The sequence below is a fragment of the Acetivibrio straminisolvens JCM 21531 genome (assembly GCF_000521465.1).
Taxonomy (GTDB): Bacteria; Bacillota; Clostridia; order Acetivibrionales; family Acetivibrionaceae; genus Hungateiclostridium; species Hungateiclostridium straminisolvens.
In genome coordinates this window covers 20119-37586 of the sequence record NZ_BAVR01000024.1, presented here as the reverse complement: position 1 = coordinate 37586, position 17468 = coordinate 20119, and the positions used below count along the sequence as shown (strand labels likewise).

At 40.1% G+C, this 17468-nt stretch carries 8 protein-coding genes and 5 pseudogenes; 12 read left to right on the top strand and 1 reads right to left on the bottom strand.

Annotated features, from left to right (window positions below; all coding sequences use genetic code 11):
* Positions 1-218: 218 nt before the first annotated feature.
* A pseudogene (locus tag JCM21531_RS08060) lies at positions 219-4516 on the top strand (acyl-CoA dehydratase activase-related protein).
* Between the two features lie 102 nt (positions 4517-4618).
* On the opposite strand, the gene JCM21531_RS08055 reads toward JCM21531_RS08060, so the two are convergent.
* Entirely contained in the window at positions 4619-4828 is a 210-nt protein-coding gene (locus tag JCM21531_RS08055; RefSeq protein WP_038288923.1) for a hypothetical protein, read from the bottom strand.
* A gap of 409 nt (positions 4829-5237) precedes the next feature.
* Here JCM21531_RS08055 and spoIIP point away from each other — a divergent pair, with 409 nt between their 5' ends.
* The 11 genes and pseudogenes from spoIIP to JCM21531_RS08000 all read left to right on the top strand — a co-directional run bounded on the left by spoIIP (position 5238) and on the right by JCM21531_RS08000 (position 17237).
* Complete coding sequence (gene spoIIP, locus JCM21531_RS08050) at positions 5238-6515, top strand: stage II sporulation protein P (RefSeq protein ID WP_038288920.1); 1278 nt, start codon at positions 5238-5240, stop codon at positions 6513-6515.
* Positions 6516-6576: 61 nt separating this feature from the next.
* Complete coding sequence (locus JCM21531_RS08045; RefSeq protein WP_038288918.1) at positions 6577-6858, top strand: hypothetical protein; 282 nt, start codon at positions 6577-6579, stop codon at positions 6856-6858.
* A gap of 155 nt (positions 6859-7013) precedes the next feature.
* Positions 7014-8822: pseudogene (gene lepA / locus JCM21531_RS08040) on the top strand (translation elongation factor 4).
* Between the two features lie 19 nt (positions 8823-8841).
* Positions 8842-9984: a radical SAM family heme chaperone HemW gene (gene hemW / locus JCM21531_RS08035; protein WP_038288945.1), complete on the top strand. Its 1143-nt coding sequence runs from the start codon at positions 8842-8844 to the stop codon at positions 9982-9984.
* A 143-nt stretch (positions 9985-10127) separates the two neighbouring features.
* Positions 10128-11182, top strand: a pseudogene (gene hrcA / locus JCM21531_RS08030) (heat-inducible transcriptional repressor HrcA).
* A 100-nt stretch (positions 11183-11282) separates the two neighbouring features.
* Positions 11283-11938: pseudogene (gene grpE, locus JCM21531_RS08025) on the top strand (nucleotide exchange factor GrpE).
* Positions 11939-12023: 85 nt separating this feature from the next.
* Positions 12024-13850: a molecular chaperone DnaK gene (gene dnaK / locus JCM21531_RS08020; protein ID WP_038288916.1), complete on the top strand. Its 1827-nt coding sequence runs from the start codon at positions 12024-12026 to the stop codon at positions 13848-13850.
* A gap of 183 nt (positions 13851-14033) precedes the next feature.
* Positions 14034-15188: a molecular chaperone DnaJ gene (gene dnaJ / locus JCM21531_RS08015; protein ID WP_038288914.1), complete on the top strand. Its 1155-nt coding sequence runs from the start codon at positions 14034-14036 to the stop codon at positions 15186-15188.
* A 17-nt stretch (positions 15189-15205) separates the two neighbouring features.
* The gene (gene prmA / locus JCM21531_RS08010; RefSeq protein ID WP_038288913.1) at positions 15206-16147 is read left to right on the top strand and encodes a 50S ribosomal protein L11 methyltransferase; all 942 of its coding nucleotides are present in this window, start codon (positions 15206-15208) and stop codon (positions 16145-16147) included.
* Positions 16129-16869: pseudogene (locus JCM21531_RS08005) on the top strand (16S rRNA (uracil(1498)-N(3))-methyltransferase). The gene prmA and the pseudogene JCM21531_RS08005 overlap by 19 nt, the downstream one beginning before the upstream one ends.
* Positions 16866-17237, top strand: coding sequence for a response regulator (locus JCM21531_RS08000; protein ID WP_038288911.1), 372 nt, complete (start codon positions 16866-16868; stop codon positions 17235-17237). The pseudogene JCM21531_RS08005 and the gene JCM21531_RS08000 overlap by 4 nt, the downstream one beginning before the upstream one ends.
* The last annotated feature ends 231 nt before the right edge of the window (positions 17238-17468 follow it).

Sequence of the window (17468 nt, the reverse complement as noted above, 5' to 3'; positions counted from 1 at the left end):
TTTAGGGTATAATGGATAAAACGACCGTTTACTAATTATAAAATTTATTTAATAATACAATAGTATTGGGTATTTATCGATAGAGATAATTTTAGAGATAATATTGGATTTTTTTGTGTATATATAGTTTGAAGAGGTGAGTTTAATTTTGTTTATTTCGAGGGTTGAGGTGTAGATTGAAAGGGGCGTGAAAGTAGCTGTTACAAGCTACGTTAGCTATGAAAAGACTATTGAATGTAGGATTGGATGTTGGATCGACCACTGTAAAACTGGTTGTACTTGACAAACAAGACAGAATTATATTCAGTAAATATCAAAGACATTATTCGGACATAAAGAAAACGATATATTCTCTTCTTAGTGAAGCTTACGGTCTTTTTTCCGATGATGATATAACGATAATGGTTACGGGTTCGGGAGGTATTTCGGTTTCCGAATGGCTAGGACTTGATTTTATTCAAGAGGTTATTGCAAGCACGAAGGCCATAGAGACCTTTATTCCCCATACGGATGTTGTGATTGAGCTGGGTGGGGAGGATGCAAAAATAACCTACTTTGACGGCGGTATTGAGCAGAGGATGAACGGAACCTGTGCTGGAGGAACCGGTGCCTTTATTGACCAGATGGCATCGCTTTTAAAAACCGATGCGGCAGGCCTTAACGAACTGGCAAAGAACTACAAGGTTATTTATCCTATTGCGGCAAGATGTGGAGTTTTGCAAAACGGATATACAGCCTCTTATAAATGAGGGAGCTTCACGGGAAGATATAGCTGCATCTATTTTCCAGTCAGTGGTCAATCAGACGATTAGTGGGCTTGCATGCGGCAAACCCATAAGGGGTAATGTTGCGTTCTTGGGCGGACCGCTGCAATTTTTATCGGAGCTTAGGACCAGGTTTGTTGAGACTTTGAAGCTTGAAAAGCATCAAGTTATATCTCCTTCCAATGCACAGCTTTATGTGGCTTTGGGAGCTGCCTTGTCTTCGAAAAAATCCAAAGTGATACCCTTTAAATCTCTTGAAGAAAGGCTCTCGGTTTTAGACAGTGTAACAGTGCATGAAGTTGAAAGGCTTCAGCCTTTGTTTAGGGATGATAAGGAGCTTGAGGATTTCCGGGCAAGGCATCGGAAAAGTGCTATTCCAAGGCGGGATATAAAGAGCTTTGAAGGAAAGTGCTTTCTTGGCATTGATGCCGGTTCAACAACCACCAAGGCTGTGCTGATTGATGAGAATGGAGCTATTTTATACTCATATTACGGAAGCAATAATGGAAGTCCTTTAAAATCAGCGGTCAAAATATTAAAAGATATTTACAGTCAGCTTCCGGGTACCGCAGTAATTGCCAATTCGGCTGTTACAGGCTATGGGGAAGGGCTTATAAAAACGGCTCTTGATATTGATATTGGAGAAATTGAGACAATAGCCCACTATAAAGCTGCTGATGCTATTTTACCGGGGGTTGAATTTATACTGGACATCGGTGGGCAAGACATGAAATGCCTTAGAGTGAAAAATGGTGTAATTGACAGTATTATGCTTAATGAGGCTTGTTCTTCCGGTTGCGGGTCCTTTATTGAGACTTTTGCCCATTCTCTGAATATGGATGTAAAGGATTTTGCAAATGAGGCCCTCCTGGCCCAAAAGCCTGTTGACTTGGGTTCCAGGTGCACTGTATTTATGAATTCAAGAGTAAAGCAGGCCCAAAAAGAGGGGGCATCTGTTGGAGATATATCGGCAGGGCTTTCATATTCTGTCATAAAGAATGCTCTTCAGAAGGTTATCAAGATCAGAGACCCGAGGGAGCTGGGCGAGAAGGTAATTGTTCAGGGCGGTACGTTTTATAATGATGCGGTATTAAGAAGCTTCGAACTTATAGCAGGCAAAGAAGCGGTAAGACCTGATATAGCAGGACTTATGGGAGCCTATGGAGTAGCCCTGATTGCAAAGGAAAGATTTGTAGACGGACATTTAAGCACCGTTTTAAAGACTGATGAGCTTGATAAATTTAATATTGAAGTGTCAATGAGAAGGTGCGGCCTTTGCGGCAATAACTGTCTCCTTACGATAAATACTTTTTCGGGGGGCAAAGAGTTTATATCCGGAAATAGGTGCGAAAGAGGTGCGGGAATTGAGATAAAGAGGGATGATGTTCCCAACCTTTTCGACTATAAATACAGGCGTCTGTTCTCATACAAGCCGTTGGACAGAAGCCAGGCTACAAGGGGTACTTTGGGCATCCCAAGGGTGCTGAACATGTATGAAACTATCCTTTCTGGTTTACGTTTTTCACGGAGCTTGGGTTTAGGGTGGAGCTCTCTTCCAGATCTTCAAAGAAGATATATGAGCTGGGAATGGAGACGATACCGTCAGAGTCTGCGTGCTACCCTGCCAAGATTGTTCATGGGCATATAATGAATCTGATAAACAAGGATGTGGACATGATTTTCTATCCATGTCTGCCATATGAAGTGAAAGAGTACGAAGACTGCACAAATCACTACAACTGCCCTATGGTGACATCCTATCCCGAAGTAATTAAAAACAACATGGATGTCTTAGAAGAGCAGAATATACGGTTTATGAATCCTTTCCTGCCGTTTGATGACAAAAAGAGACTTGCCAAAAGATTGTATGAAGAGTTTAAGGACTTTGATATCAGTTGGCGCGAGATAAAGAGAGCGGTAGAAAAGGCTGTAGAGGAGGACGAAAAAGTTAAGGGGGATATAAGGCAAAAAGGGGAAGAGACACTTAAATACCTTGAAGAAACAGGCAAAAAAGGTATTGTGCTTGCCGGACGTCCCTACCATATTGACCCGGAAATCAACCATGGTATTCCAAATATTATTACGGGCTTTGGCATGGCGGTTCTTACAGAGGATTCAATAGCCCATTTGGGAAAAATTCAGCATCCTTTGAGGGTTGTTGACCAATGGACCTACCATTCAAGGCTCTATAGAGCGGCAAGCTTTGTGAAGGATAAGGCCAATCTCGAACTGGTGCAGCTAAACTCTTTCGGATGCGGCCTTGATGCCGTGACTACGGACCAGGTGGAGGAAATACTGTCCAGTTGCGAAAAAATATATACGGTTTTGAAAATAGATGAGATTGACAACCTTGGTGCAGCGAAAATCCGTATAAGGTCTTTAAAGGCCGCAATGGACGAAAGGGATAGAAACGGTTTTACGATAAAGAAGGGCGATGCAAGCTGCAAGAAAGTTTTATTTACCGAGGAAATGAGGAAAAAGCATACCATATTGGTACCGCAAATGTCTCCTATACATTTCCAATTATTAGAGGAAGCCTTTAATGTATCGGGATACAACCTGAAAGTGCTGCCTTACGTTGATAAGAAGGCGATTGATGAAGGCTCAAGCATGTAAACAATGACGCCTGCTATCCTTCTATAATCGTTGTGGGACAGTTGATGGAAGCACTGAAATCGGGAGAATACGACCTTAACAATACTTCCCTAATGATAACCCAGACTGCAGGAGGATGCAGGGCTACAAACTATATTGGATTTATAAGGAAAGCTTTAAAGGATGCCGGCTTGTCCCATGTTCCGGTAATATCCTTGAATTTTGCAGGTCTTGAAAAAAGTCCGGGATTTAAGATGTCTTTAGGGCTTATAAACAAGACTCTTATTGCCCTTGTTTACGGAGACCTCCTTATGAGAGTGTTGTACAGGGTAAGACCATATGAGAGAGTAAAAGGCTCCGCCAATGCGTTGTATCAATCCTGGGTGGAGAAATGTAAGGAGTCTATCAGAACAGGAAGTCATAGGAAGTTTAATGAAAATATTAAGAAGATAGTAGAAGATTTTGACAATCTGGATATTTGTGGAATAGAAAAACCCAAGGTAGGACTGGTGGGTGAGATTTTGGTGAAATTCCATCCTCAGGCAAATAACAACATTGTTGACATTATCGAAAGAGAAGGGGCAGAGGCGGTGATGCCGGATTTAACCGACTTTTTGCTGTACTGTGCCTACAACCAAAACTTCAAATACACCCATTTGTCGGGCAAAAAGATTGACTGCATGATTAACAATGCGGCAATTGCAGGAATTGAGTATTATAGGAAGACCATGAGAAAAGCGCTGAACCAAAGCAAACGCTTCCATGCTCCATGTACGATATATGAATTGGCCGATATGGCATCGGAAGTTTTGTCAATAGGTAACCATACGGGTGAAGGATGGTTCTTGACTGCTGAAATGATAGAGCTCATAAAGAGCGGCGCAAAAAATATAGTATGTATGCAGCCGTTTGCATGTCTTCCGAATCATGTTACCGGAAAGGGAATGATAAAAGAACTAAAGAGACGGTATCCGGATTCGAATATTGTTGCCGTGGATTATGACCCGGGAGCGAGTGAGGTAAATCAGCTTAACAGAATAAAACTGATGCTGTCTGTGGCATTTAAAAATCTCCAGAAGAGTGCATCGGATTCAAGAGATGAAGAAAATATACGTGATTACGATAGTGAAGAGAAAAAAATCAAGACTTATGTGTAAGGCCTTTTGGTGTAAAATTTAATAAAATATATAATTTTATAAAAAACTACTTTGGCATGACCAAAGTAGTTTTTTATGTAAAGTCCGCAATAAAGCAACCAGTTATAAAATCATAGAGTCCACGCTCAGAATATTAATATAGGGGTCATTGGTATTAATACTTTTAGAAAACTTGTTCTTCGTGAGAAGATTCTGATGTCCGCAACATTCACACATAAAATTCAATCCGTTTAGCTTTGAGATTTCCACTTCGGGAAGGTTTAGCATAACAGACTTACAGTTGTAGCAAATTAATGTTTTAAAGTTATACATGAGTATACCTCCTTGTTAGTATGTAGATTGTGTATTAAAAAGAAGTTAGGGCATAATTAGAAAAAGTAAAAAGGATTGCGACACTAAAGCTCCTTAACACAGATAATTTAAATTTTATAACGAACTTAAAGATATTTAAAGCATACGACTGCAATATTTATTAAACGACAAAAAGCCAAAAGAACAAACACTATTTTTATGCAAAATACATGAAAAAGTAAGATTGGAATCAATTCGTTTACATATTACTAGACTATATTTCCATTATATAATTATTGTGGATAAAAATCAATAGTTATCATTAAAAAACTTTTCATGAATATAATCAATATATGATATATGGGTTCTTTAAACATACAAAAAAATTTGCATTGTCTATACTAAAAACCTTGGATTAACGGAGGATAAGATGAAAGGATACGGTTTGAGAAAAAGAAAGCTTGTTTTTGGCAAGTTGCTTAAGATTGCCCTTATAATGTTGCTTTCAATTGGGGCAATAAAGATTGGAACAATTGCAGGGGATATGCTCTACAGGTCCGATAAAAAGATTATAGAGAAGATTGATGTTGAAACCTTAAGGGCCGCTCTCAATGTTTCAATGCCTATCATTGATACCATTTACAATAGCGGAAATATTAGTATTTCAATTTCGGGACAGATAAAAGAAATTGTCAATCTTGTTTTCTATTTTGATCTTAGCAATCCTGTTACCATTCTAGGAGCGCAATCACCGATATTCTACAGCTATTATACCGGTGAATACCAAAAACTGCTGGCCCAAAATCAGAACTGTGAACCTTATTTCTACATGGCAGATCTGGGAACTTCCGAAGAAAACAATGACAAAAGTAAAAAATCCGATAGTGCTGTACCTGAGCCTACATATCCTGCCAGCAGCATAACTTACAACGTAAACGAATTGGACAGAAATACCACTCCCGAGAATACTACCACCATTACGGCTGAGAAAATAGCAATTAACAGCCATGAAATTGAACGTGAAATTGATATTGAAAAGCTTCTTAATGAGCCTTTGAACATCAACTTTGACAAAAAGGGACCAAAGGTATTAATATACCATACTCACACTACAGAAGGATTTATTAAGGACCTTAGCGAGCTAGATAAAAGCGGTATTCCCAGCAGAACCACAGATAACAGATACAATGTGGTAAGAGTAGGAGAGGAGCTGGCCCAGACATTAAGGAAAAAGTACGGTATTGAAGTGATTCACAATGCCACTGTTCACAATCAACCTTCGGATACGGGTGCTTACGGAAGGTCCCTCAATACTGCAACCAATATTTTAAAAAGCTATCCTTCAATAAAAATAGTTTTGGATATCCACAGGGATGGATTGGGTGAAAGCAAACTAAGAGTGGCAAGTAAGATTAATGGCAAGGATACGGCAAAAATAATGTTTGTGGTGGGAACCGACGGAACAGGACTTGAGCATCCAAATTGGAGAGAAAATTTGAAATTGGCTCTTAAGCTTCAGCAAAAGCTTAATGAAAAGTACCCCGGTATCACAAGACCGGTTTATATGAGCCGAAACCGTTACAATCAGCATCTTACCAACGGTTCCTTGATTGTTGAAATTGGAGGAGACGGCAATACCATAAATGAGTGTCTGGAAAGCGCAAAATATCTTGCTGAGGTTCTCAATGAAGTGATTAATAATAAATGAGGGGATTTTGGGAATAATATTAATGGGTTTTTACAATTAATGCATAGGAAAGGACTTTTTAATGAACAGATTGGAAAAGTTTAGGTACATAAGAAGTGTAAGAAGAAGATACAAACTTGCCATTATTCTGTCATTTTTAATTTTGTTTTCGGGAATAATTGTTGCCGACAGCTCTATGAATAATCTTATGAACAGGAAAAGCGGTCTGGGTATGATTTGCATAACACCTTACGGGGACAACCATTATTATGTAAAATTTCTCAATGAGGACATTTATATTAATGTAAAGTATATAAAGGAAGATATTAAAAGGTTAAAAGATTGGCTGTCTCAGGTGCTTTAAAATTGCAAAATATTATTCACGGATTTCGAATAAAGTTTTATTCCTGCCAAAAAAATTCTTCTGTTCACAAAAAAAGTGTGTTATAATTATATGCTGATAATTTATATGCTGCTTGGAAGACAAATGACTTCCTAATTTTGCAGGAGGATGGATAAATGGCAAGTGAAAGACAAAAGAAGATTAGAAATTTTTGCATTATTGCTCATATAGATCATGGCAAGTCGACCCTTGCAGACAGATTGCTGGAGATGACCGGTGTTCTTACCCAAAGGGAGATGGAAGACCAGGTTTTGGATACCATGGAAATTGAGCGTGAGCGGGGTATAACAATAAAAGCCCAGGCTGTAAGAATGGTTTACAAGGCAAAGGACGGGGAAGAGTATATTTTAAACCTGATAGATACCCCCGGGCATGTGGACTTTAACTATGAAGTTTCCAGAAGTCTTGCGGCATGCGAAGGAGCAATACTGGTGGTTGATGCTGCCCAGGGAATAGAAGCCAGACCTTGGCCAATGTTTATCTTGCTTTGGAGCACAATCTGGAGATTCTGCCGGTTATTAATAAAATTGATTTACCCAGCGCCCAGCCGGATGTAGTTAAAAAAGAGATTGAAGACGTAATTGGGCTGGATGCAAGCGAAGCACCTTTGATATCGGCAAAAAACGGTATTAATATTGAAGAGGTGCTGGAGAGCGTTGTAAAGAATGTTCCGCATCCTGAAGGGGATGAAAATGACTCCCTTCGTGCACTTATATTTGATTCGTATTATGACAGTTACAAGGGTGTTATTGTATATATCAGGGTTAAAGAAGGCAGCCTCAAATTGGGCGACAAGGTCAGAATGATGTATACCAACAAGGAATTCATGGTTACCGAGGTTGGTTATATGAAGCCCGGAGGACTTGTTCCTTGCTCGGAGCTTTCTGCCGGTGAGGTAGGTTATTTTGCGGCAAGTATTAAAAACGTAAAGGATACAAGAGTGGGTGATACCGTTACACTGTCGGACAATCCTGCAGATGAGCCTCTGCCGGGCTATAAAAAAGTAAACCCCATGGTATTCTGCGGAATTTATCCTGCCGACGGTTCCAAATACGGGGATTTGCGCGACGCATTGGAAAAGCTTCAGTTAAATGACGCATCCCTTACTTTTGAGCCCGAATCTTCGGTGGCTTTGGGATTCGGTTTTAGGTGCGGATTTTTGGGATTGCTTCATATGGAAATAATTCAGGAGCGCCTTGAAAGAGAATATGATTTTGACCTTGTAACTACTGCTCCAAGCGTTATATACAAAGTTACAAAGACAGACGGTGAGATGTTATACATAGACAACCCTACCAATTTGCCGCCGACAGCGAAATTGAAATTATGGAGGAGCCTATTGTAAAGGCTACCATAATGTCTCCAACGGAGTTTGTTGGAAATATAATGGAGCTGTCCCAGGAAAGAAGGGGTATTTACAAGGATATGACCTATATCGATGAAGAAAGGGTTATGCTTACTTATGAGATGCCCCTCAACGAAATAATTTATGATTTCTTTGATGCTTTAAAATCAAGGACAAGGGTTATGCTTCATTGGACTATGAGATTTTAGGATATAGGGAGTCGGATCTTGTTAAACTGGATATTATGTTAAACGGAGAGATTGTTGATGCTCTGTCCTTTATAGTTCACAAAGATAAAGCATATGCAAGAGGAAGAAGAATTGCGGAAAAACTTAAGGAGACTATTCCAAGGCAGCAATTTGAGATACCGATTCAGGCATGTATAGGCGGTAAAATAATTGCCAGAGAAACAGTTAAGGCTTACAGGAAAGACGTTCTAGCAAAGTGTTATGGCGGAGACATAACTCGTAAGAAAAAGCTTTTGGAAAAACAAAAAGAAGGTAAAAAGCGTATGCGTCAAATAGGAAGCGTTGAGGTTCCTCAAGAAGCATTTATGAGCGTTTTAAAACTTGATACTTAAAGTTAGAGATGGTGTTGCAATGCAAAGTCAAAAAGATTTGGGATTATATATTCATATACCGTTTTGCAAAGCAAAGTGTCTATACTGTGATTTTAATTCCTTTGCCTGCAGGGATGATTTTGTCCCTGCATATTTTAATGCTCTGAAAAAGGAGATTTGCCTTTATTCGGACATTATTAAAGGGCACAGGATAAAGACGGTATTTATTGGAGGAGGAACACCTTCATATGTCGGCGCACATAATATATATGAAATTGTTTCGCTGCTAAAGCAAAGGTTTGATATGGACAGTTGTTTTGAACTTACCATAGAGGCCAATCCCGGAACGATGGATCTGGAGAAGCTCTCGGTTTACAGAAATGCGGGAATAAACCGACTGAGCATCGGGCTTCAGGCATGGCAGAATCATCTTCTTAAAAATCTGGGGAGAATTCACACGGTAGAGCAATTTGAGGAAAACTATCACCTTGCAGTGAAGGCAGGATTTGACAACATAAATGTGGATCTGATTTTTGCAATTCCGGGGCAGAGTTTTGAGAATTGGGAGGAGACTGTAAATAAAGTAGCGAAGTTAAATCCGCGGCATATATCCTGTTACAGTCTTATAATTGAAGAAGGTACGGTTTTCGGCACAAGGTTTTTAGAGGGAGAGCTGACTCCTGTGGAAGACGAACTTGACAGGAAAATGTACTGGTATGCCGTGGAAAAATTAAAGACCATGGGGTATAAGCACTATGAGATATCAAACTTTTCGAAAGAAGGATTTGAGTGTGCTCATAATTTGACTTATTGGAAGGAGCGGGAGTATATAGGTATCGGAGCCTCGGCCCATTCTTATTTTAACGGACAGAGATTTAACAATACTTATAATATTGAGGAATATGTGAAAATATTAAATTCTGATAGGCTTCCTGTGGAAAATCAGATTACCGTCGAAAGGAAAGATGAAATTTCCGAATTTATGATGCTGGGATTAAGACTTGTTGACGGAGTGAATGTCCGGGAATTTAAAGAGAGGTTTGGAGAGGATGTTTTGGAGGTGTTCAAAGGGCAGATAGAAAGCTTATTGAAAAGGGGACTTATTAAGATAGAAAAAGGTTTTATAAAGCTTACCGAATTGGGGTTTGATCTTGCAAATCAGGCTTTTATGGAGTTTTTATGATTGGATTTTGCAATAAGAATATCCTTTTGTGTAAAAGCAAATAATATCCACAAAAATATCTTGACAAAAGAAACATAGGGTGGTATTTTAAAAATAGCATTAGCACTCAACGAGTTAGAGTGCTAACAAAAGGGGTGAGGAGGATGTTCTTGGACGAAAGAAAAAAGAAAATTCTGCAATCGATAATTGATGATTATATAAGCACTGCAGAGCCAGTAGGTTCAAGAACTGTTGCAAGGAAGCATGAGCTTGGCTTAAGTTCGGCCACTATCAGAAATGAAATGGCCGACCTTGAAGAAATGGGTTATCTCACACAACCTCATACTTCTGCGGGACGTATTCCTTCCGATAAGGGGTACAGGTTTTATGTGGATCAGCTTATGAAGCAGAGTGAGTTGACTGTAGATGAAATTTGCAGTATTAAGTCTGCTATGGATACAAAAATAAATGAGCTGGGACAGCTTTTGAGACAGGTATCGGCTGTGATGTCAAAAATCACCAATTACACCTCGATGGCTGCTATACCGGAGAGAAAAAACAGTGTTCTGAAGGCTGTACAGGTTGTTCCCGTGGAAAGGGGAAAAGCCCTTGTAGTTGTTATTACCAACTCAGGGACTATAAAGAATAGTCTTATAAATATATCTGAGTCGATTTTGCCGGAATACTTGATTTCCGTTTCAAATATTTTTAATGAAAAACTGTCGGGGCTTACAATTGAGCAGATAAATATGCCTGTTATAAGGGAAATAGAGCTTCTTATGGGCTCTTCCCAGGAAGTATTAATGCCCATACTGAACGGCGTAACCGATTGTATAGAACAGATTGACAGTGCGGAGGTCTTTCTTGAAGGTGCGATAAATATGCTCAATTATCCGAATTCAGGGATGTTGAGAGGGCACGAGAGTTTCTTAAGCTTATGGTTGAAAAAGATTTAATCAACAGAGTACTAAGAGATATCTATTCGGAAAAAGATGAAATTGTAATTAAGATCGGTCATGAAAATGATATTGAAGAAATGAAGGAATGCAGCCTTGTTACGACCACATATACTGCGGGCAATGTTGTAATAGGCACAATAGGGATTATTGGCCCGACAAGGATGGAGTATTCGAAGGTTCTGGCAGCAGTAAACTTTATGAAAAACAAGATGAAAGAACATGTAGAAAAACTGATAGGAAAAGATCTTGCCGGAACTTAGAGATTTTAAGACTGTCTTTGGATAATAAAATGCGGCGCGGAGCAATCGGGTGTATTAAAATAAATCAATAAGAGATTATAGGGAGGGTTATACGGTCTTGATGAAAAACGAAATTAACAATGAGATTAAAAAGGATAACGAACAAAGCAAAAATAATGAAGTAATTTGCGAAGATGCGGCAGATAACGGAGAAGCTGCTCATGGAACTATTGATGAAGCCGCAAATGAATCTAAAAATGGAGCTTCACAGGAAGCTTGCGATGAGGCTTCTTGTGAAGCTTCAGTGAATGAAGAAATAGAAAAGCTTAAAAGTCAACTTAATGAAAAGACAAAGCAGTGCGAGGAGTACTTTAATATGCTGCAGAGGACTGCGGCAGAGTTTGACAATTACAAAAAGAGGGCTATTAAAGAAAAGGAAGCCATCTACACTGACGCCTTAAGTGACGTGGTTGCATCTTTTCTCCCTGTAGCCGACAATATGGAAAGGGCGCTTCAGGCATCGGCGGGCGATGCTGATTTTAAATCCCTTAAGGAAGGTGTAGAATTGGTTCACCGCCAGTTTAAAGAAATCATGCAAAACTTGGCGTTGAGGAGATAAAAGCTTTGGGTGAAAAATTCGACCCGAACTTACATAATGCGGTTATGCACGTTGAGGATTCCGAGTTCGAAGAAAACGTTGTTGTTGAGGAATTCCAGAAAGGATATAAATTTAAAGACAAAGTGATAAGGTACAGCATGGTAAAGGTGGCAAATTGATAGTGCATTAAGTAGGGGATTCTACTGGTGCTTTTAAAATAAATCACAGGATTTATTTGAATATTTAAAGGAGGATGTATTTTTTATGGCAAAGGTTATTGGTATAGATCTTGGAACGACAAACTCATGCGTTGCAGTTATGGAAGGTGGAGAGCCTGTTGTAATCCCAAGCTCCGAGGGTTCTAGGACCACACCATCGGTGGTGGCTTTTTCAAAAACAAATGAAAGACTTGTGGGACAGGTAGCTAAGAGACAGGCTATTACAAACCCTGAGAGGACTATTATTTCCATCAAAAGGGATATGGGAACAGATAGAAGAGTACAAATTGATGATAAGAGCTATACTCCTCAGGAAATTTCGGCGATGATTCTTCAAAAAATAAAAGCAGATGCCGAGGCATATCTTGGAGAGAAGGTTACCCAGGCTGTAATAACTGTGCCTGCATATTTCAGCGACTCTCAAAGACAGGCAACAAAGGATGCCGGTAAGATTGCAGGTTTGGAGGTTCTAAGAATAATCAACGAACCTACGGCAGCAGCTTTGGCATATGGACTTGACAAGGAAACTGACCAGAATATACTTGTATTCGACCTTGGCGGAGGTACTTTTGATGTATCCATTCTGGAGATTGGAGACGGAGTTTTTGAAGTACTTGCAACCAGCGGAAACAACAGATTGGGTGGAGACGATTTTGACGAAAGAATAATAGATTATTTGGTAGATACATTCAAGAAAGAAAACGGTATTGACTTAAGAAACGACAAAATGGCAATGCAGAGGCTCAAAGAAGCGGCAGAAAAAGCTAAAATCGAGCTTTCCGGCGTTACCACAACAAATATAAATCTTCCTTTTATCACAGCTGATGCAACAGGTCCGAAACACCTTGACGTTACATTGACAAGAGCAAAGTTTGAAGAGTTGACAGCCGACCTTGTGGAAAAAACAATGGAGCCGACAAGAAGGGCTATGCAGGACGCTGGACTTACACCGGATAAAATAGACAAGATTCTTCTGGTGGGTGGTTCCACAAGAATACCGGCTGTACAGGAAGCTGTTAAGAAATTCTTTGGAAAAGAACCTTTCAAGGGAATAAACCCTGACGAATGTGTTGCCATAGGAGCGGCTATTCAGGCAGGAGTGCTCACAGGTGAAGTAAAAGACCTTCTGCTTCTTGACGTAACTCCTCTTTCCCTTGGAATTGAAACATTGGGCGGAGTGTTCACAAAGCTTATTGAAAGGAACACTACAATACCGACCAAGAAGAGCCAGATTTTCTCAACAGCTGCAGATGGGCAGACAGCTGTTACCGTAAGGGTATTCCAGGGTGAAAGAGCTATGGCTGCCGACAACAAGCTTTTGGGAGAATTCAACCTTGACGGTATACCACCGGCACCGAAGGGTGTGCCTCAAATCGAGGTAACCTTTGATATAGATGCCAACGGTATCGTGCATGTTTCGGCAAAGGACCTCGGTACAGGAAAAGAGCAACATATAACCATAACTGCTTCTACAAACCTGTCGGATGCTGAAATAGAGAAAGCTGTTAATGATGCTAAGAAATTTGAAGAAGAAGACAAAAAGAGAAAAGAAAGTGTTGAGATAAGAAATAATGCCGACTCAATGGTTTTCCAAGCGGAAAAGACATTGAAAGATTTGGGTGATAAGCTTGGCAGCGAGGACAAATCAAAGATTGAAGCTGAAATAGAGAAGGTTAAGGAAGCACTGAAGGGAACAGATACCGAGGCAATCAAAAAGGCTACAGAAGATTTGCAGCAGGCATTTTACAGCGTATCGGAAAAAATTTATCAGCAGAATCAAGCGGCCGGTGCAAATCCAGGTGCCGAAGGAACTGCCGGAGGACAGGAAAATGTGTATGATGCAGAGTACAAGGTAGTGGATGACGACAAATAATTTATGTTCTCTGTTCAAATTACAAAAGAGTATAAGGCCAAAGTCATGGTGAATATGGCTTTGGCTCTTCTTTAATTTTACTTTTATTGCAGTGACATATTGCACTGTGGTATAATCTGAAAGAAGACTTGGAGATATTCGAGATTTAGATAGATTCATATATGATATGGAGGAGTTGATTGGATGGCAGGCAAAAGGGATTATTATGAGGTCCTTGGAGTTGACAAAGGCGCATCCGATGCAGAAATTAAAAAAGCTTATAGGAAGCTTGCAAAGCAGTATCACCCTGATATGAATCCCGGTGATAAGGCTGCCGAAGCAAAGTTTAAGGAAATTAACGAAGCCTATGAGGTTTTGAGCGATTCGCAGAAAAGAGCACGTTATGACCAGTTTGGTCATGCCGGGACAGACCCCAACGGTTTTGGAGGTTTTGGCGGTGGCTTTAGCGGCGGATTTGGCGATTTTGATTTTGGCGGATTTGGTGATATTTTTGAGACATTTTTCGGAGGTGGATTTGGGACCAGAACCTCCAGCACAAGGAGAGGGCCTCAAAAGGGTGCGGATCTTAAGTACTCCATGGAAATCACTTTTGAAGAGGCGGCTTTCGGTACTGAAAAAGAAGTCACAGTCAGCAGGATGGAAATATGTCATACATGCAGCGGTTCCGGAACAAAACCGGGTCATCAGCCTGTTACATGTAAACAGTGTAACGGTACCGGACAGGTGCAGTATAAGCAGAGGACACCTTTTGGACAGATTGTCAATGTTAGAACTTGTGATGTTTGCCATGGTGAAGGCAAAATTATTGCAAATCCGTGTGAAACTTGCGGGGGCAAAGGAAGGGTAAGAAAACATACCAAACTGCAGGTTACTATACCCGCAGGTATTGACAACGGTCAGACAATATCAGTAAGAGGCGAAGGTGAGCATGGAATTAAGGGTGGACCATCCGGTGACCTTTTCATAACCCTCAGGGTGAAGCCGCATCCTATTTTCAAAAGACAGGGTAATGACGTCAATTGCGAGATTCCTATAACCTTTACTCAGGCAGCGTTAGGGGCAGAGATTGAAGTTCCGACCTTGGACGGAAAAGATAAGGTTGTTATCCCCGAGGGAACTCAGACCGGGACCGTATTTAAGCTCAAAGGCAAGGGAATACCTTTCTTAAGGGGCAGCGGCAGAGGAGATCAACATGTAAAGGTAAATGTTGAGGTGCCCAGGAAGCTCAATGAAAAGCAAAAGGAGGTTCTAAGGCAGTTTGCCGAACTGGTGGGAGACGAGGTACACGAACAGAGAAAAGGATTTTTTAACAAAATGAAGGATGCTTTGGGCATGTAGTATTGGAGGAAAAATAGGTGAAATGGATTGAAATCAAGATAAAAACAACAGAGGAAGCATATGATGCCATATCGTATATGCTGACTTCAATTGGAGCGGGAGGGGTTGCTATTCATGACCCCAACGACATAAAAAGAGAGGCTCAAAAGCCCAATTCCATCGACTATGTCGATGAGGAGTTTTTAGATTCCCTGGGAGAGGATGTTATTATTAAAGCATACTTTCCGGGTGAGACTAATGTATCGGAGCTTATATCACTGATAAATGAAAAGCTTGCTTTTATCGGTGGTTTCTTAAATGTAGGTGAAGGGTACTGTGGGTATGAGGAAATGGATGAAGAAGATTGGAGCACTTCGTGGAAAAAATACTACAAACCGTTTCACCTTACAGACAGATTGGTTGTTAAGCCTTCCTGGGAAAATTACGATATTAAAGACGGTGAAATAATTATTGAAATGAATCCGGGTATGGCTTTTGGCACCGGCACCCATGAAACGACCAAAATGTGTGCCGCTTTGCTTGACAAGTATATAAAGTGCGGGCACAGAGTTATCGATGTTGGCTGCGGTACAGGGATTTTGTCCATAATAGCCGGCAAGCTGGGAGCAGCGGAGGTTACTGCCGTAGATATTGACGAGGTGGCGGTAAAGGTTGCAAAAGAGAACCTTGAGATAAATAAAGTCGATAATGTATGTGTCTTTAAAGGTGTTTTGGACGATATTGAAAGAGAAAAAAGAGATATTGTCGTTGCCAATATTATAGCCAATGTTATAATTGATATATCCTCAAGCGTACCGTACTATTTGAAAAAAGACGGCTTATTTATTGCGTCTGGGATTATCAAGGAAAGAAAACAGGAAGTATTGGATGAGTATTTAAAGAAAGGTTTTGAGTGCGAGGAAATTATTGAGCTTGGAGAATGGGTGGCGATTGTTTTAAGATGCCTAGATTCTTTGTAGGAAAAAGTGATGTATCCTGTGATTTCATCGATATATCCGGTGAAGATTATAACCATATTAGAAAAGTTCTCAGGCTTAAAAGCGGAGACAGAATAACTGTATGTGACGGGGAAGGAACGGACTATCTTGTTGAGATAGTAAATTTTGAAGATGCTGCGGTGAAAACCAGGATTGTCGAATCGATTAAAAATTCTACCGAACCTCCTGTTCAGATTACTCTTTTTCAAGGATTGCCGAAATCCGATAAAATGGATTATATTATTCAGAAGGCTGTGGAGTTGGGTATTTGTGAAATTGTTCCCGTTATTACCGAAAGGACTGTGGTGAAGACGGACAGGAAAAACAGCGATAAAAAATGTGAGCGCTGGAACAGGATATCCATGGAAGCAGCCAAACAGTGCAATAGAGGTATTATTCCGAAAGTGGAATTTCCGGTAAGCTTCAAGGAGGCTTTAGACGCTGCAAAAGGGAGCTCACTTTCCCTGATACTATGAAAAAGAGACGGGAATAAATTTGAGGGAAGTTCTTACAAACAGGTCTTCAAAAGGGAAAGTGTCTGTATTTATTGGGCCGGAAGGGGGCTTTACGGAAACGGAAATTGAAGCGGCTCTTTCATGCGGTATACAGCCTGTGACACTGGGACCAAGGATATTGAGAACCGAAACTGCGGGATTGCTGTTTTGGCAATATTAATGTATGAACTGGGGGATGTGGGGGCATGAAGAATCTCTCGTTTGTTGTTGTTGACGATGCAGTTTTTATGCGAACACTTCTAAAGAAGATAATAGAAGAAGTTGACACGTACAAGGTGGTGGCAGAAGGGGCAAACGGATTTGAGGCAATTCAAAAAGCACAGGCTTTTAAGCCTGACATTATGACTCTTGACATAACCATGCCCGATATGGACGGTTTAACTGCAGTAAAGGAGATAGTAAAATGCAGTCCGGACACCAAAATTATTATGGTTTCGGCAATGGGCCAACAGTCAATGGTGATTGAGGCAATAAAGCTGGGGGCAAAGGACTTTGTGGTAAAACCCTTTGAAAAAAGCAGAGTATTGCAGGCTATCAGAAATGTAACGGAGGACTGATTTTCTAACGGACTGATTAAGATAAAAAGCAAAAAATTTGACGGGAATACAGAGGTGCGTATAGAAGCACCCTGTTTTAGTAAACTAAAGTATAAGGGAAAGATTTTTTATATATTAAGCAAATAGGAGATAATACGAAAAAACTTATAAAAATTAAAGGAAAAGCCTTTTAATTGTTTAAAATTATGTTATAATACGAAGTGAATAAAAATGTTAATAAACCATAAAGAG

What these genes read in the sequence shown, in the direction of transcription:
- JCM21531_RS08055 (WP_038288923.1), bottom strand. Translation starts at nt 4,828, where the DNA reads ATGTATAACTTTAAAACATTAATTTGCTACAACTGTAAGTCTGTTATG.
- hemW (WP_038288945.1), top strand. Translation starts at nt 8,842, where the DNA reads ATGCAAAGTCAAAAAGATTTGGGATTATATATTCATATACCGTTTTGC.
- JCM21531_RS08045 (WP_038288918.1), top strand. Translation starts at nt 6,577, where the DNA reads ATGAACAGATTGGAAAAGTTTAGGTACATAAGAAGTGTAAGAAGAAGA.
- dnaK (WP_038288916.1), top strand. Translation starts at nt 12,024, where the DNA reads ATGGCAAAGGTTATTGGTATAGATCTTGGAACGACAAACTCATGCGTT.
- dnaJ (WP_038288914.1), top strand. Translation starts at nt 14,034, where the DNA reads ATGGCAGGCAAAAGGGATTATTATGAGGTCCTTGGAGTTGACAAAGGC.
- JCM21531_RS08000 (WP_038288911.1), top strand. Translation starts at nt 16,866, where the DNA reads ATGAAGAATCTCTCGTTTGTTGTTGTTGACGATGCAGTTTTTATGCGA.
- spoIIP (WP_038288920.1), top strand. Translation starts at nt 5,238, where the DNA reads ATGAAAGGATACGGTTTGAGAAAAAGAAAGCTTGTTTTTGGCAAGTTG.